Source organism: Novosphingobium sp. HNCC26BN242, assembly GCF_057180525.1.
On the sequence record NZ_JBXUGM010000003.1, the window covers coordinates 344,513 to 363,128 of the forward strand.

Annotated in this window: 16 protein-coding genes; all 16 read left to right on the plus strand. The window is 62.8% G+C overall.

The annotated features are described in order from the left end of the window. The first annotated feature begins 83 nt into the window (after window positions 1–83). Window positions 84–2,522 (plus strand): TonB-dependent siderophore receptor, encoded by a 2,439-nt coding sequence (locus tag AC2A1F_RS13760; protein ID WP_484209335.1) that lies wholly within the window; start codon window positions 84–86, stop codon window positions 2,520–2,522. Between the two features lie 88 nt (window positions 2,523–2,610). Then, window positions 2,611–3,717 (plus strand): purine nucleoside permease, encoded by a 1,107-nt coding sequence (locus AC2A1F_RS13765; RefSeq protein ID WP_484209336.1) that lies wholly within the window; start codon window positions 2,611–2,613, stop codon window positions 3,715–3,717. 15 nt (window positions 3,718–3,732) lie between these two features. Then, complete coding sequence (locus AC2A1F_RS13770) at window positions 3,733–5,094, plus strand: 8-oxoguanine deaminase (protein WP_484209337.1); 1,362 nt, start codon at window positions 3,733–3,735, stop codon at window positions 5,092–5,094. Between the two features lie 14 nt (window positions 5,095–5,108). Next, window positions 5,109–6,485 carry a uracil-xanthine permease family protein gene (locus tag AC2A1F_RS13775; RefSeq protein ID WP_484209338.1) on the plus strand — a complete coding sequence of 459 codons (1,377 nt, stop codon included), beginning with the start codon at window positions 5,109–5,111 and terminating at the stop codon, window positions 6,483–6,485. A 90-nt stretch (window positions 6,486–6,575) separates the two neighbouring features. After that, window positions 6,576–7,706, plus strand: a complete 1,131-nt coding sequence (locus tag AC2A1F_RS13780; RefSeq protein ID WP_484209339.1) for a bile acid:sodium symporter — start codon at window positions 6,576–6,578, stop codon at window positions 7,704–7,706. Continuing rightward, complete coding sequence (locus tag AC2A1F_RS13785; RefSeq protein ID WP_484209340.1) at window positions 7,703–9,037, plus strand: AtzE family amidohydrolase; 1,335 nt, start codon at window positions 7,703–7,705, stop codon at window positions 9,035–9,037. Before AC2A1F_RS13780 ends, AC2A1F_RS13785 begins: the two co-directional genes overlap by 4 nt. Then, window positions 9,034–10,398: an NCS2 family permease gene (locus AC2A1F_RS13790; protein ID WP_484209341.1), complete on the plus strand. Its 1,365-nt coding sequence runs from the start codon at window positions 9,034–9,036 to the stop codon at window positions 10,396–10,398. Before AC2A1F_RS13785 ends, AC2A1F_RS13790 begins: the two co-directional genes overlap by 4 nt. Next, a complete protein-coding gene (locus AC2A1F_RS13795; RefSeq protein WP_484209342.1) occupies window positions 10,395–11,324 on the plus strand; it encodes a 5'-methylthioadenosine/S-adenosylhomocysteine nucleosidase in 930 nt (309 codons plus the stop codon). The genes AC2A1F_RS13790 and AC2A1F_RS13795 overlap by 4 nt, the downstream gene beginning before the upstream one ends. Window positions 11,325–11,328: 4 nt before the next feature. Continuing rightward, a complete protein-coding gene (locus AC2A1F_RS13800; RefSeq protein ID WP_484209343.1) occupies window positions 11,329–12,912 on the plus strand; it encodes a gamma-glutamyltransferase family protein in 1,584 nt (527 codons plus the stop codon). After that, window positions 12,906–14,138, plus strand: a complete 1,233-nt coding sequence (locus tag AC2A1F_RS13805) for an allantoate amidohydrolase (RefSeq protein ID WP_484209344.1) — start codon at window positions 12,906–12,908, stop codon at window positions 14,136–14,138. Before AC2A1F_RS13800 ends, AC2A1F_RS13805 begins: the two co-directional genes overlap by 7 nt. 43 nt (window positions 14,139–14,181) lie before the next feature. Further along, window positions 14,182–15,366 carry a pyridoxal-phosphate-dependent aminotransferase family protein gene (locus AC2A1F_RS13810; protein ID WP_484209597.1) on the plus strand — a complete coding sequence of 395 codons (1,185 nt, stop codon included), beginning with the start codon at window positions 14,182–14,184 and terminating at the stop codon, window positions 15,364–15,366. Continuing rightward, on the plus strand, window positions 15,363–16,265 hold the full coding sequence (puuE, locus tag AC2A1F_RS13815; RefSeq protein ID WP_484209345.1) for an allantoinase PuuE: 903 nt from the start codon (window positions 15,363–15,365) through the stop codon (window positions 16,263–16,265). The genes AC2A1F_RS13810 and puuE overlap by 4 nt, the downstream gene beginning before the upstream one ends. Next, the gene (hpxZ, locus tag AC2A1F_RS13820; protein ID WP_484209346.1) at window positions 16,262–16,642 is read left to right on the plus strand and encodes an oxalurate catabolism protein HpxZ; all 381 of its coding nucleotides are present in this window, start codon (window positions 16,262–16,264) and stop codon (window positions 16,640–16,642) included. The genes puuE and hpxZ overlap by 4 nt, the downstream gene beginning before the upstream one ends. Then, window positions 16,639–17,079, plus strand: a complete 441-nt coding sequence (uraD, locus tag AC2A1F_RS13825) for a 2-oxo-4-hydroxy-4-carboxy-5-ureidoimidazoline decarboxylase (RefSeq protein WP_484209347.1) — start codon at window positions 16,639–16,641, stop codon at window positions 17,077–17,079. Before hpxZ ends, uraD begins: the two co-directional genes overlap by 4 nt. After that, the gene (locus AC2A1F_RS13830; protein WP_484209348.1) at window positions 17,076–18,275 is read left to right on the plus strand and encodes a urate hydroxylase PuuD; all 1,200 of its coding nucleotides are present in this window, start codon (window positions 17,076–17,078) and stop codon (window positions 18,273–18,275) included. The genes uraD and AC2A1F_RS13830 overlap by 4 nt, the downstream gene beginning before the upstream one ends. Continuing rightward, window positions 18,272–18,613 carry a hydroxyisourate hydrolase gene (uraH, locus tag AC2A1F_RS13835; RefSeq protein WP_484209349.1) on the plus strand — a complete coding sequence of 114 codons (342 nt, stop codon included), beginning with the start codon at window positions 18,272–18,274 and terminating at the stop codon, window positions 18,611–18,613. Before AC2A1F_RS13830 ends, uraH begins: the two co-directional genes overlap by 4 nt. Window positions 18,614–18,616: the final 3 nt, after the last annotated feature.

Sequence of the window (18,616 nt, forward strand, 5' to 3'; positions counted from 1 at the left end):
GGGAGAGGCGTGGTTCAACCAAGCGCATCTGATCTTCGATGGGGAAGACGGAGCGTAAAAAGCGTCCAAGGGGGGTTACGTCAATGCAAGACCGGATCAAACTCGCAGAACAGACAAAGCGCCGCACCCGCTACCTCGCCCGTGGCCTTGCCACCCTGCTGGCCTGTACGGCGCTGACAGGTACAGCCTTCGCGCAGGAAGAGCCGCAGGCTTCGGACGGCAACGCAGAGCAAATCGTCGTCACAGGCTCGCTCGGCGCTCTGCCTACAGCAGACGTCAGCTCGATCTTCGGCTTCGACAAGACGATTGTGGAAACCCCGCGTTCGGCGTCGACCGTCAGCCGTGAACAGATTGAACGCTTCGGCATTACCGAAATCTACGATCTCGTCTCGCAATCGCCGGGCGTGTTCACCAACTCGTTCTTCGGCGTCGGCGGCGCGCTCGACATTCGCGGTACACCTGGCGAAGTCTACTTCCGTGGTATTCGCCGCCTTGATAACTCAGGCAACTATCCGACCCCGATCGCAGCATCAGATCGTATCGATATCGTGCGTGGACCGGCCTCGCCAATCTACGGTCCGTCAAAGACCGGCGGCTACATGAACTTCACCCCGCTTTCAGCACGCGCTGCTGGCGGCAAATATCTGGGCACGGTCGAAGGCGAATTTTCTTACACGGCTGGCAGCTGGGCACGCAATGTGCTCTCGGCGCAAGTGCGTGGTCCCGGCAAGATCGGTGGGCAGGAATTCGGCTTCAGCCTCTATGGCCAGGTTGAGGATTCGGGCAGCTACTACCGCAATATGGAAACCGCCCAGACTGTGCTTCAGGCTGCGTTCGATGCTGATATCGCGCCCAACCTGCGCCTCGAATTCGGCGGCATGTATCACAATTACAAAGGCCAGCAGAACGGCGGCTGGAACCGCCTGACGCAGGATCTGGTCGACAACGGCAATTACATCACGGGTCAGGCACAGTCGCTGGATACCAATGGTGATGGCCAGATTTCGCATGCAGAGGCGCGCGTTGCCAATCTCAATCCGTTCGGCGGATTTGCATGCGGAGGGAACCCTTTCGCATCGTCGATCACGGCTGCGTGCTTTACCAACACTGCGCTGAATCTGCAAAATGTCGGCACAGCCAAGCTTGACCGCCGTAACACGCTGACGGCCGAGGATGACAAGCTCGATAACATTGCCAAGACGGCCTACCTCGACCTGATCTTCGATGCCGGAAACGATCTGGAGATCAAGAACCAACTGTTTTATGATGGTTACTCGCACGACAGTGAAAACCAGTACGGCTTTTCGCAATTCCACGATTCCTACGTGATCGAAAACCGGATCGTGGTATCGAAGAAGTTCAAAAGTGATATGGGCACGTTCTCGTTCCAGGTATCGCCCTCAATCCGCTATACAAACTTCAAGCACGGCGACGATTTCAACTACGAGTACTTCAACCGTGTCGATCTGACCAAGGGCTATGATGCCCGGTCTGACCGTTTGCTGTCGACAGAGTGTAATTGCGAGTTCACGACCTACAACATCGGTCACTACACCGACTATGGTATGGCCGCGCTTGCGGACTTTGACTTCAGCTTCGGTCTCGATGTCACGCTGGGCGCGCGTTACGATCATATCGAAGTGACGACCGCCGATTTTGCGCCGCTGCTTGAAAATCCGGCTGCAGCAGGATCGGCCAAGAGGTCCAAGGGTGGCTGGTCATGGTCGGCTAGTGCCAACTATGAATTGCCGTTCGGCATCATCCCCTACGTCACCATCTCGCGTCAATCGACTGTGGTGGCTGGGCAAGGCGCTGAAATCACCACCGCAGACGCTCTGTCCGGGGCCTTCATCAGTGCTTCCAAGCTCTATGAAGGTGGGGTCAAAGGCAGCTTCCTCGACAGCCGCCTCTATGCTGCTCTGGCGGTTTACAAGCAGACTCGCGTTGACCGCAACGCACAGGCCATCGTGACCAACCAGGCAGTCGAGACGAAGGGGATCGAAGCGGAAATCCGCTGGTCGGTTGACCGGCACTTCCTGATTTCGGCCAACTATACCAAGACCAAGGTCGAAAACCTGACCGCCATCGGCGATGGGTCGCTGTTCAGCTTCTTTGGCGCCGAAGACCTGAAGGGCATCAACCCGGCGCTGTTTTGGGGTGGTCAGCCCATCGGTCTGGTGCCGATCCCCAACCGAAACGCATCGCGCCGCGCGGGTATTCCTGAAGATCTGTACTCGGCAACGGCAACTTATTCTTTCGACAACGGTCTCGCCGTTGCTGGAAGCATCAGCCGGGTGCCCGCAGTGTTCTCGGGACAATCACAGGTGGTCAAGCTTCCTGCCTACACGCTGGTTGACTTGAGCGCCTCGTTCAAGACCGGGCCGTGGCTGTTCCGCGCGGTGGTAAAGAACGCGACCAACGCCAGCTACTTCCGCGCCAACTTTACCGAATTGTTCGGCGCAACGATTGCGCTGCCCGAACGCCCGCGCAACTGGCAGGCTTCGGTGGTCTACAAGTTCTGACGTTTGGTCCGGTCAGAACTCTTGGTGCGAGGGGCGGTTTTCTCTCCCGCCGCTCCTCGCACTGGCTATATTAAAGGACAGATAATCCATGCGTTTCTCAGCGGCTTTCGCTGCGGCCTGTCTGGCCGCAGCATCCCAGGCTCATGCCGCTCCCGTGGCCGACGCTGCCACAATTGCGGCGGTTCAGGCTTGCACGCCAGCACGCGCCTGCTTGGCCAAGCTGCCGGTGCGCGCAGTCGTTGTCACCATGTTCGAGATCGGCAAGGACACGGGCGACAAGCCCGGCGAATTCCAGATGTGGAAGGAACGCCGCAACCTTTCGGTCACGCTGCCCTTTCCGCAAGGCTGGCATGACCTTGCCTATGATCCTGAAACTGGGGTGCTTGTCATTGTCACCGGCATGGGTTCGATCAAATCGGCCACTGCCACTCTGGCGCTCGGGCTGGATGAGCGGCTGGACCTGTCCAAAGCGTATTGGCTCATTGCAGGTATTGCCGGGATTGACCCCGAAGATGCCTCGGTAGGTTCAGCCGCATGGGCGCGCTACCTGATCGATGGCGATATCGCGCACGAGATTGATGCACGCGAAATTCCGGCGGACTGGAAAAGCGGCTACTTTGCGCTGCACAGCAAGGGGCCGATGGACCCCACGCCGCTACCGCCCGAGAATGGCGAAATGTTCGAATTGAACCCGGCGTTGCAAGAATGGGCCTTCGCGCTCACCAAAGACGTGAAACTGCCCGACGACGCGCTCATTGCGGCTGAACGCAAGAAGTTCACCGGCTTTCCCAATGCGCAAAAGCCGCCATTCGTCCTGAAGGGCGATAACCTTGCCGCGATGACCTTTTGGCACGGGGCAAAGATGACGCAATGGGCCAACGACTGGACCAAATTCTGGACGCGCGGGAAGGGCGAATTCGTGACTTCCGCGATGGAAGAGACCGGCACGTTCCAGTCGATCGAGTACCTTACCAAAGTGGGCCGTGCCGACCGAAATCGGGTGATGGTGCTGCGCTCCGCCAGCAATTTCACCATGCCACCCCCAGGGGTTGAGCCTGCAGGCTATCTGCTCGGCGAAAATCAGGGCTATGCCGGGATGACGGCGGCGCTTGAAGCGCTTTACATTGTCGGCGGCAAAGTGGTGGACGAGATTACCGGCAATTGGGACAAATATGAAAAGGCCCCGCCGAAGTGAGAGGGGCTCACTGACATGGCACTGACGCTCATCCGCAATGCTGCCGTTGTCGCCACGATGGATGATGCGGGGACCGAGATTGCAGGCGGCGCAGTAGCCATGCGCGATGGTGTGGTGCTGGCCGTTGGTACTACTGCCGAACTTGCCCCATTGGCCGGACACGCGAGCGAAATTGTTGAGGCTGCAGGCTGCGTGGTCACACCTGGCCTCGTCAACACGCACCACCACCTTTACCAGACGCTGACCCGCGCGCTGCCCGGCGCGACTGAAGCTTCGCTGTTTGGCTGGCTCAAGCGGCTCTATCCTATCTGGGCGACCTATACGCCCGACGATGTCTTTGCCGCCACGCAACTCGGCCTTGCCGAACTGGCGCTGTCGGGCTGCACGATGAGTTCAGACCACCTCTACTTGTTCCCGAACGGCGTAACGCTGGATGACACGATCCATGCAGCGCAAGGCATTGGCCTGCGCTTCCACGCCACGCGCGGCAGTATGAGCGTGGGGGAAAGCGCGGGCGGGTTGCCACCTGACAGTCTGGTTGAGCGCGAAGATGCAATCCTTGCCGACTGCATCCGCGTGATTGACCGGTTCCATGACGCTACGGACGGCGCGATGGTGCGTGTGGGCGTTGCGCCCTGTTCGCCGTTCTCGGTCAGTCAGGGCCTGATGCGCGATGCCGCACTGCTGGCGCGCGAAAAGGGCGTGATGCTGCACACGCATCTGGCCGAAGACGCCGACGATGTGGCCTTCAGCCTTGAACGCTTCGGGTGCCGCCCCGGCCAATATGCCGAAGAACTCGGCTGGACCGGCGCCGACGTATGGCACGCACATTGCGTCCAGCTCGACCGCCAAGAGATTGACCTGTTTGCCCGCACCCGCACGGGCGTGGCCCATTGCCCCGGCTCCAACTGCCGCCTCGGTTCGGGCATTGCCCCGGTGCGGAGCATGGTGGACGCAGGGGTTAATGTAGGACTGGGCGTTGATGGCTCGGCCTCCAACGATTCCGGCAACCTGCTGGGCGAGGCGCGACAGGCCATGCTGCTGCAGCGCGTGGCGCATGGTGCCACCGCCTTCGCCACCCGCGAGGCGCTGCGTCTGGTGACACGCGGCGGGGCAGAGGTGCTGGGCCGCAGCGATCTTGGCAGCCTGACCCCGGGCAAACGCGCTGATTGCGCAGTGTGGGACATGGCCACTGTTGCCTCCACCGGCGCGTGGGATCTGGTCGCAGGACTGGTGCTCGCGCCACCTTCGGGTGTGCGTGATCTGTTCGTCGAAGGCCGCGCGGTGGTGCGCGATGGCGAACTGGTGCGTACCACGCGCCGCGCTGTCGTTGCCGCCGCGCAGAAGTCGCTCAACCGCCTGACGGCGCTGGCATAGGAGGTCGGCACACTGTGACCACGCTCGGCTCCGTCACCCGCGAACAGGCCCGCGATCCCGATTTCTTCCCCGGCTTCGGCCTCGCCGTGCCGCTGGGAATCCAGCATGTGCTGGCGATGTTCGTATCAAATCTTACCCCGCCAATCATCATCGCGGGTGCGGCGGGCTTCGGCTTTGGTTCGCCCGATCCGTCCGAGTTGATCTACATGATCCAGATGTCGATGCTGTTTGCCGGCATTGCCACGCTGATGCAGACGGTGGGCATGGGGCCGGTCGGCGCGCGCCTACCCTTGGTGCAGGGCACCAGCTTTGCCTACATTCCGGTAATGATCCCGATTGTTGCGGGTAAGGGCGTGGAGGCCATGGCGGCGCTCACCACCGCAGCGCTGATCGGTGGGCTGGTTCACGCCTTCCTCAGCATATTCGTAGGCCGCGTCCGCTTCGCTCTGCCGCCGCTGATCACTGGCCTCGTAGTGCTGATGATCGGCTTGTCGCTGATGCGCATTGGCGTGCAGTATTCCGCAGGGGGCGTCCCTGCCATTGGCACGCCCGCGTTCGGGGCAGGGCAAAGCTGGCTTCTGGCCGGGACTGTCGTGGTCGCCACCCTTGGCCTCAAATTCTTTGCGCGCGGCATTTGGTCCACGGCCTCTGTGTTGCTGGGCTTAATGGCGGGCTACCTGCTGGCGCTGGCCATGGGCCGCATCTCGTTCGATGCCGTAACCAGCGCGCCTGTTGCGATGCTGCCAAACCCCTTTCACTTCGGCTTTGCCCTGTCCGCCTCGGCCATCCTCGGCTTCGTCCTGACAGGCTTCGTCTCCTCCATCGAATCCATCGGCGATGTCGAGGCTATCTGCGAAGGTACCGCAGGCCGCCCCGCCACCGACGCCGAACTGCAGGGCGCCGTTGCCGCCGATGGCGTCGGCACGGCGCTGGCTGCGGTGTTCGGCGCGATGCCCAACACCACCTTCAGCCAGAACGTCGGCCTTATCGCCATCACCGGCATGATGAGCCGCCATGTCGTAACGCTCGGCGCAGTATTCCTCGTGGTCTGCGGTCTGGTGCCCAAGATCGGTGCAGTGATCACCACCATCCCTATCGAAGTGCTGGGCGGCGGGGTCATCGTGATGTTCGGCATGGTAGCCTCGGCGGCGCTTTCAATGCTGGCTGGGGTCACCTGGAACCAGCGCAACATGCTGATTTTCGGCGTCAGCCTATCGCTGGCGCTGGGCCTGCAGCTTGAACCTGATGCCGTGGCACACATGCCCGAAACCGCGCGCATCCTGCTCACGTCGGGCGTCCTCCCTGCCGCCGTCGTTGCCATCCTGCTTAACCTGCTCCTGCCGCAGGAAACGGCGGATGCAGAGCCGCCAACCTTGTCTCCCGCAGAATAGAGATGCATGAACGTGCTCTCTTTTTTGCAACAAACCGTGCCGATCATTGCGTTGGATCGGTAGGGTCAGGGAGGGCATAGCCAAATCAGCATGGCCAAGCGTTTCAAACTACCGTCGGTCGATCCTTTCCTGCTCTGGCTGGTCGGCACCGTCGTGCTTGCCAGCATTCTGCCCGCACGCGGAACCGCGCTGGCCGCGTTCGACATCGCTGCCGACGCCGCCATCGTGCTGCTGTTCTTCCTCCACGGCGCCAAACTCTCACGTGAGGCCATTCTGGCGGGCATCGGCAACTGGCGCCTGCATCTGCTGACGCTGGCCTTCACCTATGCGCTGTTCCCGGTGCTGGGCCTTGCCGCCGCGCGCGTGACGGGCCTGGTGATTGATCCATCGCTGGCCGTGGGCCTGCTGTTCCTCGCGCTGCTGCCCTCCACCGTGCAAAGCTCCATCGCTTTTACCGCCATGGCAGGCGGCAACGTCGCGGCAGCCGTCTGCAGCGCCTCGCTTTCAAACCTGATCGGCATCGTGCTGACGCCGCTGCTGGTTGCGCTGTTCATTAACTCAGGCGGCGCGGGCGAGATGGACGGCCTCGGCTCGGTCCAGAAGATCGCCACGCAGCTGCTCCTGCCCTTCGTGGCAGGACACCTGCTGCGCCCCTTGATCGGCAAATGGATCGACAAGCACAAGAAACTGCTCCAGCCGGTGGACCGTTCCTCGGTGTTGCTGGTCGTCTATTCCGCATTCAGCGCCGCCGTGGCGAACGGCGTATGGCAGAAGGTGGGGCCGTTCGATCTTGGTGTGCTGCTGCTGGCATCGGCTGTGATCCTCGCCATTGTGATCGCGGTGAACGGCGTGGTTGCAAAAGCCGCCGGTCTCCCGCGCGAAGACGCTATCGTCCTGCTGTTCTGCGGCTCGAAGAAAAGCCTCGTTTCCGGCGTTCCGATGGCGGGTGCGCTCTTCGCTCCGGCGCAAGTCGGCATGGTGATCCTGCCACTGATGATCTTCCATCAGTTGCAGTTGTTCGTCTGCGCATGGCTTGCTGGCCGCTACCGCGCCGAAGGCGAAGCCGCCGCTGCATTACCCCCGCAGGGCGAAGCCGAGGCGCTCGCCCGCGCCAAGGCCATCGGCCTGCCCATCCCCAATGAATGCCGCCCCGGCGTGACTGCCAACCTCGAACTGCTCACCCGCCATGCCAAGACTTTGCACGGGCAGAGCGACAAATGAGAACCGCCGCCGCAATCGCTGCCGCCGTCCGGGCGGGTGAGGTCACCGCAACAACGGTGGCGCAGCAGGCGATTGCGGCATTGAAAGCCGACGACCACGTTGCCGTTACCCGCGTTCTCGAACAGCGCGCGCTGGCCGAGGCTGCGGCAGTCGATGCAAAAATCGCGCAGGGGCAAGACCCCGGCGCTCTCGCTGGCGTGCCATATGGCGTCAAAGATCTGTTCGACGTGGAAGGCCTACCCACCACTGCAGGCTCTGCCGTCCGCGCTAATGTGGCCCCGGCCAGCACCGATGCCGAAGCTATCCGCCGCCTTAACGCGGCTGGAGCTGTGCTTACTGCCACGCTCAACATGGACGAATTCGCTTACGGTTTCGCCACGATCAACGCGACCCAAGGCACCACACGCAACCCGCACGATCCGGCAAGGCTTGCCGGAGGCTCTTCGGGCGGTTCCGCCGCTATTGTGGCCGCGGGCTTGCTGCCCTTCGCGCTCGGCTCGGATACCAACGGTTCCATCCGCGTCCCGGCCAGCCTCTGCGGCCTCTACGGCCTGAAGCCAGCCCACGCCTCGCTGCCGCTGAAGGGCACGTTCCCCTTCGCCGAAAGCTTTGACGATATCGGCCCCTTCACCGCCAGCCTTGACGATATGGCGCTGGTCTGGGGCGTGTTGCGCGGCGAACCGATACCCGAAGCACCGGGCAAAACCCGCATCGCCCGCCTTGGCGGACGCTTCCGCGAGAATGCCGATCCTGCCCAGCTCGCCGCAATCGACGCCACTTCCCCTGACGCCCCGCTGCTCGAATTGCCAGACATCGCCCGCGCCCGCAGCGCCGCCTTCCTGATCACCGCTTATGAAGGCGGTCACTTGCATCGCGCGACACTTGCCACAAGCGCACTTGCCTATGACCCGGCTGTGCGCGACCGGCTGATTGCAGGCGCGCTGCTGCCAGAAGAACTCTATGCAAAAGCAAAAGCTTTCCGCGCAGACTTCCTGTGGCGCCTGAACACCCTGATCGCCGATTTCGACGTGCTGCTCGCCCCTGCCACGCCGTGTTCTGCGCCCCTGATCGCAGACCCGCGCATCATGATCGACAGTGCGCTCAGCCCCGCGCGTGCGGACCTTGGAATTCATACGCAGCCGATCACCTTTACCGCGCTGCCCGCGCTGGCGGTGCCGCTCCGCCGCCCCGGCCAATTGCCGCTCGGGCTGCAACTGATCGGCAAGCCCGGCGGCGAGGGGGCCTTGCTCGCGCTGGCGGCGAAACTCGAACTTGACGGAATGACCGGCGTAACCGCGCCGGAGCGCTTGATTGCGGGGGAACTGACATGACGGGGGCAATTTCGGTGGAGCCTGCACCAGTGGCGGAAACGGGCTTGCTCGAACGCCATTTCAAGATGCGCGAACGCGGCAGCAACACGCGCACCGAAGTGCTGGCGGGCTTCACCACCTTCCTGACGATGGCCTATATCGTGCTGGTTAATCCCGCGATCCTTGGCCAGGCGGGGATGCCGGTGGCTTCGGTTGCGGCGGCCACATGCTTTGCCGCTGCCTTCGCCTCGATCCTTATGGGTATGGTCGCCAACACGCCGCTGGCGCTGGCACCGGGCATGGGCCTCAACGCCTATTTCAGCTTTACCGTAGTGCAGCAGATGGGCGTGCCTTGGCCGATTGCGCTGGGCTGCGTGTTCATTTCGGGCGTCGCTTTCCTGATCTTGACGCTCACCGGCGTGCGCCAGCTGATCGTCTCGGTCGTCCCGCAGCATCTGTTTGCGGCCGTGGCGGGCGGCATCGGGCTGTTCATCGGCTTCATCGGGCTGAAAGACGCCGGGATAGTCGTGGCCAACCCCGCCACCTTTGTCGGTCTTGGCAGTGTGACAGAGCCGGGACCGGCGCTTGCGCTGTTCGGCCTCGTGGTAATCGGCACGCTCAGCGTGTGGAACGTGCGCGCGGCAATGCTGATCGGCATCGTGCTGACCACCATCGCCGCATGGCTCACTGGGCAAACCAGCGCGCCGACAGAACCTTACAGCCTTGCCGCGCTCACCGGCACCGCATTCCAGCTTGATATCGCAGGCGTGTTCGGCCTGTCCGGCCAGCAGGGCATCGGCCTTGTCGAAATCCTGTTTGTGTTCCTGTTCGTCGATCTGTTCGACAACATCGGCACGCTGGTCGCCGTCACCAAGCGCGCAGGGTTGATGGATGCGGCGGGCAAGATTCCTGGCCTTAACCGCATCTTGATGACCGATGCCGTCGCAACAATGGTGGGCGCGGTAGCAGGCACGAGCACAGTAACCAGCTATGTCGAAAGCGCGGCAGGCGTGCAGGCGGGTGGGCGCACCGGCCTGACCGCCGTGGTCTGCGGCCTGCTGTTCTTCGCCACAATGTTCGTCGCGCCCTATGCCCAGCTCGTGCCGCTGGCCGCCACCGCGCCCGCGCTGGTCGTGGTCGGCGGCTTGATGCTGCTGCCGCTGACCGAGGTGGACTGGGAAGACCCGATGGCCGCGATCCCGGCCTTCCTGACCGTGGCGATGATCCCGCTCACTTTCTCCATCGCCAATGGCCTTGCCTTCGGCATCACCGCCCACGCCCTGCTCAAGCTGCTGAAGGGCAAGGCCACGCGAGCCGACTGGTTCCTTTTCACCCTCGCCGCCCTGTTTGTGGTGCGCTTTGCATGGATGGCTGCAGAATGATCCGCCGTATCGCTTTTGCCCTTGCTGCCCTGCTGCTGCCAACCGCTGCGCAGGCGCAGAAGCTCGATGACACACCCCGCACCGTGGTGATGACCGCGTTCCGCCCCGAATGGGAATCGCTGGTCGGCACGGTAAAGGAGGCCAAGGAGCACAAGATCAACGGCGGCACGTTCCTGACCGGAACGATGGAAGGTAAGCCGGTCATCCTGATGCAAAGCGGAGTCAGCGTGGTGAATGCCGCGATGAATACGCAGCTGGTTCTGGATCGGTTCACCGTAAAGCGCATTGTCTTTTCTGGCATTGCGGGCGGGGTGGACCCGAAGCTGTCGATTGGCGATGTAGTCGTGGCCGAAGACTGGGGCCAGTATCTCGAAGCTTCGTTCGCGCGAAAGACTAAGAAAGGCTGGATGCCGCCCGATCAGGGCAGCGCTGAAAGCCCGGCCAACTGGTTCTTCATCTTCCCTCGCGGCACCGTGATGGCCAATGCCACCACGCCGCCAAAGCGCATCTATCGTGTGCCGGTCGATCCCGCCCTGCTCGATCTGGCGCGCAAGGTTGTGCCCACGGTGACGCTGGAACGCTGCGTGCCGCCATCGGAAAAGATGCTGGCAGGATCGGAACTGTGCCTGCCGCGCGTGCCCAAGATCGAAGTGGGAGGCACGGGCGTGACGGCGGGCATCTATGCCGACAATGCCGAGTTCCGCATCTATCTGCACAAGGCGTGGAAGGCGCGCGTGCTCGATATGGAGAGCGCTGCGGTGATGCAGGTGGCCTATGCCAACACGGTCCCGGCCATCGTCTTCCGCAGCCTGTCCGACCTTGCCGGAGGCGACAAGCACAAGAACATGGAGGACACCTTCGAACATCTCGCGTCAGTCAACTCCGCCCACGTCGTGCGCGCCTATCTCGCCGCGCTGCCGGATTGATCGCATGAGCCTTACCACCGTCACCGGATCAAAAGGCATGGTCACCGCGCCGCATTACCTTGCGGCGCAGGCGGGGCTTTCGGTGCTGCAGGATGGCGGCAACGCGGTGGAGGCGACCGTCGCCATCGCCGCGTGCCTTGCGGTGGTCTATCCGCACATGACCGGGATTGGTGGCGATGGGTTCTGGGTGATCCATGAACCGGACGGTGCGGTGCATGGCATCCACGGCTGCGGCGGGGCTGCAACTGCGGCCACGCTTGAACTTTATGCAGGGCTGGAAGTGGTGCCGTTTCGCGGCCCGCTCGCTGCGAACACCGTGGCGGGCACGATTTCCAGCTGGCAGGCGGCGCTGGAAAGCGCGGGCGGCTCCCTGCCGCTGGCGCGCCTGCTGCGCGATGCGATTGCTCATGCGGAAGCAGGCGTTGCCGTCACCGCAGGCCACGCCGCCATCGCTGCTGCCAAAGGGCCGGAATTGCGCGTGCAGCCGGGGGCCTATGTCTCGACGTTCGAGCCTAAGGGCCGTCCACTTCATGAGGGCGATGTCCTGCGTCAGCCGCTGCTGGCGCAGACATTGCGGCGGTTGTGCGAGGAAGGGCTAGGCAGCTTCTACACCGGACCGTTGGCTTCTGATATTGCAGCAGATTTGGAAGCATTGGGAAGCCCGGTTTCCGGGCATGATCTTGCTGCGCATTGCGCCACCCGTCCGCAGCCACTGACCACTCGCTTACGCGATTGCCAACTTTGGAACAGCGCGCCGCCAACGCAAGGCTTTGCCTCGCTATTGATCCTTGCGCTGTTTGACAGGTTGGCAGCTTGCGGGGCTGACAGCTTCGATCACGTCCACGGATTGGTCGAGGCAACCAAACAAGCCTTCCTGATCCGTGATATCCATGTGAGCGATCCGGCGTATCATGACTTTGACTGGCAGGGCCTGCTGTCCGATCCCGCCGCACTCGATGATCTGGCCGCGCGGATTGATCCCGCAAAGGCGCTCCCTTGGCCGCAGCCGCCCCAGTGGGGCGATACCTGCTGGTTCGGCGCGGCAGATGGGCAGGGCCGTGTGGTCAGCGCGATCCAATCGACCTATTTCGAGTTCGGCTCCGGCCTCGTTCTGCCGAAAACCGGGATCACCTGGCAGAACCGGGGTAGCAGCTTCCGTTTGGCGGAAAGCGGCTGGAACGCCCTGAAACCGGAACGCAAACCCTTCCACACACTGAACCCGGCGCTGGCGCGCTTCGATGATGGCCGGGTGATGGCCTATGGCACGATGGGCGGGGAAGGGCAGCCGCAGACGCAAGCCGCGTTGTTCAGCCGCTACGCCCGCTTTGGCGCTGACCTGCAAGCCGCGATCTCTGCGCCGCGCTGGCTGCTGGGGCGGACTTGGGGGGAGCAATCGACCACGCTCAAGCTGGAAGACGGCTTTGATCCTGCGCTTTATCAGGCACTTGCCGCAGCGGGGCACGATGTTGAACGCGTAGGCCCCCTAACCGCAACGATGGGTCATGCAGGGGCCATCGTGCGCCATGCCGACGGGCGGCTGGAAGGCGCTACCGATCCGCGCAGCGATGGCGGGGTGGCCGCATGGTAAGTAGCGGATTTCGTGCGGTTTCCCGCTGTGATGACCTCGCCGTGCCGCCGTTTAGCGACAGCGCGGAAGGCCTCACTCGCACCTACCTCTCATCCGCCTACCACGCCGCGCAAGACAAGCTGGCGCAGTGGATGGCCGAGGCGGGAATGTCGGTGCGCCGCGATGCCGCGATGAACCTGATCGGGCGGTATGAAGGCGCTGTGCCCGATGCCCCGGCTCTGATCATCGGCAGCCATCTCGATAGCGTGCGTAATGCCGGGCATTATGACGGGCCGCTCGGAATAACGTTGGGAATTGAAGCAGTTGCCGCGCTTTCCTCAAGTGGCACGCGAATGCCCTTTGCCATCGAAGTCTATGCTTTCGGCGACGAGGAAGGCTCCCGCTTCCCAGCTGCCATGCTCACGAGCCGCGCGGTGGCCGGGACACTAAATCCTGCGACACTGGAAGTTGCGGACAGGGATGGCGTGAAACTGGCAGAACTCATTGATATAGAGGCCTATTCCACGGCTGCCCGCGCGCCGGAATCTGTGCTTGCCTACTTCGAGGCGCATATCGAACAAGGGCCGGTTTTGGAGGCGCAGGGGCTTGCCGTCGGCACCGTCACCGGCATTGCCGCGCAGCTTCGGTTTGAGGTCACAGTCGGCGGCACAGCGGGTCATGCGGGCACCACCGCAATGGATTTGCGGCGCGATGCGGTGGCCGGAATGGCGCAAATGGTTCTGGCTGCTGAAAGTGTCGCCAAGGCGGGGCCTGCTGACCTTGTGGCCACTGTAGGTGTCGTTCAGGTGCATCTAGGTGCAGCTAACGTCGTTTCAGGAAAATGCAGTTTCACGCTGGACGTGCGCGCCGGTGAGGCTGAACGCCGTGATGTGGCGGCAGATGAAATCCTGCGGCTTTTCCGCGAGATAGCCAATGCGCGCGATCTCGGTTTGGCGGTGCGCAAGGTCCACGATCTGCCCGCCAGCCCCTGTGATCCGGCACTGATGGACTTGCTTGACAATGCCACAGGTGCCGTTTCGCAAACACCCTTCCGCCTCGTGTCGGGCGCAGGCCACGATGCGATGATCATGGCCGCGCTGTGCCCCACTGCGATGCTCTTCATCCGCTGCCGGGGCGGGGTGAGCCACAATCCTGCCGAACATGTCGATCCTGCCGACGCCGACGTGGCGCTACAGGTCATGCTCGGCTTTATCAAACACTTGGGAGCGACATTTGACCCCGCTTGATCCAACCCTGTTCGGCGAAATCGATCCTCCGCAGCGCCTGCTGATGGGGCCAGGTCCGGTCAACGCCCACCCGCGCGTGCTCCGCGCGATGTCGGCGGACCTGCTGGGGCAGTTCGACCCGGAAATGACCGGTTTCATGAATCAGGTCATGGCGCTCTACCGCCCGGTCTTCGGCACGTGGAACCAGTGGACCATGCTGATCGATGGCACTGCCCGCGCTGCCATCGAAGCATCGCTGGTGAGTCTTGTGGAACCCGGTGACACGGTGCTGGTGGTAAATTTCGGGCGCTTCGGGCTGCTGCTGACCGAAATTCTCTCGCGCCTGGGGGCGAAAATCGAGCAGGTCAGTGCGCCTTGGGGCGAAGTGGTGCCGACGGAGGCCATTGCTGCGGCAATCGAGCAGTTCGGGCCAAAGGTCGTGGCGACGGTCCACGGCGACACTTCGACAACGATGGCGCAACCGCTGGAAGGGCTGGGCGCGCTGTGCAAGGCGGCGGGGGCCTACCTTTACGTCGATGCTTGCGCGACGCTGGGCGGCATGGAGATTGCGGCGGACCGCTGGGGCGCTGATGTGGTGACGGCAGGCTTGCAAAAGTGCCTTGGCGGGCCTTCGGGCAGCGCGCCGATCACGATATCGGACAGCGCAGCAGAGCGCATTTTTGCGCGCCGCCATGTGGAGCAGGGCATCCGCCGGGCCGATATTGTCGACGGGATAGGGCCGCGCATTCCGTCCAACTATTTCGATCTGGCCATGATCATGGACTACTGGTCGGACAAGCGGCTGAACCACCATACTGAGGCGACATCAATGCTTTATGCCGCCCGCGAATGCGCCCGCGTGGCGCTGGGTGAAGGGCTGGAGACGCGGTTTGCACGGCACTGCAAGGCGGGTGCGGCGATGACGGCGGGCCTGCGCGCGATGGGGCTGACAGTGTTCGGCAATGATGCTCACCGCATGACCAATGTGACCGGCGTGTACATTCCCGATGGCATCGATGGCGAGGCGATCCGCGCGATGATGCGCGATCACTTCGAGATCGAGATCGGCACTGCCTTCGGCCCGCTTCAGGGCAAGATCTGGCGGCTGGGCGCGATGGGTTACAACGCGATGAAGCACAAAGTGCTGCTGACGCTCGGCGCGCTGGAGGCTTGCCTCAAGGCGCAAGGCTTCAGCCTGCCGCTGGGCGAGGCGGTGCCTGCGGCCATGGCTGCATGGGAGGCGGCATGACGCTTTCGCGCGATCTGATTGGATATGGCGCGACGCCCCCAGCCGCGCAATGGCCGGGCGGCGCGCGCGTGGCTGTGCAGTTCGTGATAAACTACGAAGAAGGTGCGGAAAATTCCGTTCTGAATGGTGACAAGGGTTCAGAAGCGTTCCTGTCGGACATGGTGGGGGCGGCAAGCCATCCCGCGCGGGCGATGGCGATGGAAAGTCTCTATGAATACGGCAGCCGCGCTGGTTTCTGGAGGTTGCACCGGCTGTTTTCCGCGCGCCGCGTGCCGGTGACTGTGTTTGGTGTGACCGCTGCGATGGAGATGAACCCGGCAGCGGTTGAGGCGATGCTGGAAGCCGATTGGGAGATTGCCAGCCACGGCTACCGCTGGATCGACTACCAGTATCAGCCCGAAGAGGTGGAGCGCGAGCATATTGCGCGCGCGATCGAGCTGCACACGAAGCTGACCGGCGAGCGGCCGCTAGGCTGGTATCAAGGGCGCACCTCACCCAACACGGCGCGGTTGGTGGTGGAGGAAGGGGGCTTCCTCTATGACGCTGACAGCTATGCCGATGATCTGCCCTACTGGGACGAGCGCCACGGCAAGCCGCAACTGATCGTGCCCTATTCGCTCGACGCCAATGACATGAAGATGGTGGCGCTGAACGGTTTTACCGAGGGCGAGCAGTTTTTCAGGTACTTGCGCGATACTTTTGAACAATTGCGCGAAGAGGGTGGGCGGATGATGTCGGTCGGCCTGCACGGGCGCATTGCAGGGAAGCCCGCGAGAGCGCGGGCGGTGGCGCGGTTCCTCGACCACGTGATCGAAAGCGGCGATGCGTGGATCGCGCGGCGGATCGACATTGCTCGGCACTGGCTCGCGCTGCACCCTTATTCGGGAGGTGCGGCGTGACGATCGATGATCCTGTGTTGCTGGCGGAAGTCACGCAAGCGTTTGAAGCGTATGAGCGCGCGCTGATGGCTGATGATCTGCCCGCGATGGACGCGCTGTTCCACGATGCGCCAACGACCAACCGCTTCGGCGTGGGCGAAGTGCTGTGGGGGATGGAGGCCATCCGGGAATTCCGAAAGGGGCGCGGGGGATCGCCGCAGCGCAGGCTGGGGCAGGTCGCGATCACGGTTTACGGCGAGGGCTTTGCGACCGCCGACGCCGAGTTTTTCCGCGAGGGGAGCGACCGGCGCGGGCGGCAGAGTCAGGCCTGGGTGAAGTTTGTCGATGGCTGGAAAGTCGTCTCCGCGCATGTCAGCCTTGAAGGGAGCGGATCATGACCGCGCTGTTCGAACATAGCCCGTGGGTTGAGGCGCGGGCCGATGCGCGGCCTTCTTGTGGGGACCGTCATGCCGATCTGATGGGGGTGGTGTATGATGCTTCGCCCGAGGAGCAACTGGCGCTGATTTGCGCGCATCCTGAATTGGCGGGCAAGGCTGCGATTGACCGGTCTCTGACCGATGCTTCGGCGGCGGAGCAGGCGTCAGCGGGTCTCGACCGGCTGAGCGAGGCTGAATTTGCGCGGTTTCATGAGTTGAACACGGCCTACCGGGAACGGTTCGGCTTTCCCTTCATCATCTGCGTGCGGCTGACCGACAAGGCCGGCATTCTCAGCGCAATGGAAGCACGGCTCGACAATGATCGCGAGACCGAGATCGCTACGGCCATCGCGCAGATCGGCGAGATTGTCCGGCTCAGGCTGGAGGATGCCCGATGACCATAGACTGGGGCGAATGGCTGAACCTTGCAATCCGCTGGTTCCACCTGACCGCGGGCATCGCGTGGATCGGGTCGTCATTCTACTTCGTGTGGCTCGACAATCATCTGGTGCCGCCCAAGGAAGGTGAGGCCACTGGCGAGGTGTGGTCGGTCCACGGCGGCGGGTTCTATCACAAGCAGAAGTACGCAGTCGCCCCGGCCAAGATGCCTGAGGATCTGCACTGGTTCAAATGGGAGGCCTATACCACTTGGATCACCGGCTTCCTGCTGCTGGTCCTGATCTACTGGGTGGGCGCTGAGAGTTTTCTCATTGATTCTGCCAAGGCGGAGCTTTCGCAAATGGCGGCCATCGCGATTGGTGCGGCGGCATTGGTGACGGGCTGGCTGGTCTATGACGCGCTGTGCCGATCACCGTTGGGGCGTGACAACCGCACGCTGGGCGTGGCGTGGTTTGCGTTTCTTGTGCTGGCGGCATGGGGTCTCGACCGGGTGTTCAATGCGCGCGGGGCCTATCTACACATCGGCGCGATGATCGGCACGGTGATGGTCGCCAACGTGTTTTTCGTGATCATCCCTAACCAGCGCAAGGTGGTGGCGGCGCTGATGCGGGGCGAGGTAGCTGATCCGGCGCTGGGCAAGGCGGGTAAGCAACGCTCGCTCCACAATAACTACATGACGCTGCCCGTGCTGTTCATCATGATCAGCCATCATTACGCGATGACGTTTGGCGCTGCGCGGCCCTGGCTGGTGCTGGCGTTGCTGGGCCTGACTGGCGTTGCCATGCGCCATGTGTTCAACTTGCGTCATCGTGGCGAGAAGACCGGGCGGGCGCTGGCAGTGGCGGGCGTTATGGCGCTGATTAGTGTGACATATGTTTCGGCGGAGAAGGCGACGTTGCCCTCGGTGGCGCAGGAGGCAGATGCTTCCACCGGGCCTGCAACATGGGCCAGCGTCCAGCCGATCTTCCAGAAGCACTGCACCAGTTGCCATGCAGCCAAGCCCACTAGCGAGGCGTTCACCGCGCCGCCGCTGGGGGTGATGCTCGATACTTATGACCACAGCCGCACGGCGGCGGACCGTATCAAGAAGGTTGCCGTAGATGCCGAGATTATGCCGATGGGGAACATGACTGGCATGACCCGCGCCGAGCGCGATGCGCTGGGCCGGTGGATTGCTGCAGGAGCACCGCAATGACCACGCTTTCCACCCATGTGCTGGACACGATGCACGGTTTGCCCGCCAGCGAAGTGAAACTGCGGTTGGAGGACAAGGCGGGCACGGTGCTTTACACCGGCGTGACCAATTCTGATGGGCGCTGTCCGGGCCTGAGCGAGGCGATGCCTGAGCTTGTGCCGGGCCAATATGCACTGGTCTTTGCCGTGGCAGCCTATTTCAGCGGGATGGGCGTAACCCTGCCGGAGCCGCCGTTTCTGGATGAAGTGCGCATCGCTTTTGGTCTGGCTGGTCCGGGGCATTACCATGTGCCGCTGCTGGTCTCGCCCTTTGCCTATTCCACCTACCGGGGGAGCTGAGCG

What these genes read in the sequence shown, in the direction of transcription:
- AC2A1F_RS13765 (WP_484209336.1), top strand. Translation starts at nt 2,611, where the DNA reads ATGCGTTTCTCAGCGGCTTTCGCTGCGGCCTGTCTGGCCGCAGCATCC.
- AC2A1F_RS13795 (WP_484209342.1), top strand. Translation starts at nt 10,395, where the DNA reads ATGATCCGCCGTATCGCTTTTGCCCTTGCTGCCCTGCTGCTGCCAACC.
- puuE (WP_484209345.1), top strand. Translation starts at nt 15,363, where the DNA reads ATGACGCTTTCGCGCGATCTGATTGGATATGGCGCGACGCCCCCAGCC.
- AC2A1F_RS13770 (WP_484209337.1), top strand. Translation starts at nt 3,733, where the DNA reads ATGGCACTGACGCTCATCCGCAATGCTGCCGTTGTCGCCACGATGGAT.
- uraD (WP_484209347.1), top strand. Translation starts at nt 16,639, where the DNA reads ATGACCGCGCTGTTCGAACATAGCCCGTGGGTTGAGGCGCGGGCCGAT.
- AC2A1F_RS13790 (WP_484209341.1), top strand. Translation starts at nt 9,034, where the DNA reads ATGACGGGGGCAATTTCGGTGGAGCCTGCACCAGTGGCGGAAACGGGC.
- AC2A1F_RS13760 (WP_484209335.1), top strand. Translation starts at nt 84, where the DNA reads ATGCAAGACCGGATCAAACTCGCAGAACAGACAAAGCGCCGCACCCGC.
- AC2A1F_RS13785 (WP_484209340.1), top strand. Translation starts at nt 7,703, where the DNA reads ATGAGAACCGCCGCCGCAATCGCTGCCGCCGTCCGGGCGGGTGAGGTC.
- uraH (WP_484209349.1), top strand. Translation starts at nt 18,272, where the DNA reads ATGACCACGCTTTCCACCCATGTGCTGGACACGATGCACGGTTTGCCC.
- AC2A1F_RS13830 (WP_484209348.1), top strand. Translation starts at nt 17,076, where the DNA reads ATGACCATAGACTGGGGCGAATGGCTGAACCTTGCAATCCGCTGGTTC.
- AC2A1F_RS13800 (WP_484209343.1), top strand. Translation starts at nt 11,329, where the DNA reads ATGAGCCTTACCACCGTCACCGGATCAAAAGGCATGGTCACCGCGCCG.
- AC2A1F_RS13780 (WP_484209339.1), top strand. Translation starts at nt 6,576, where the DNA reads ATGGCCAAGCGTTTCAAACTACCGTCGGTCGATCCTTTCCTGCTCTGG.
- AC2A1F_RS13810 (WP_484209597.1), top strand. Translation starts at nt 14,182, where the DNA reads ATGGGGCCAGGTCCGGTCAACGCCCACCCGCGCGTGCTCCGCGCGATG.
- AC2A1F_RS13805 (WP_484209344.1), top strand. Translation starts at nt 12,906, where the DNA reads ATGGTAAGTAGCGGATTTCGTGCGGTTTCCCGCTGTGATGACCTCGCC.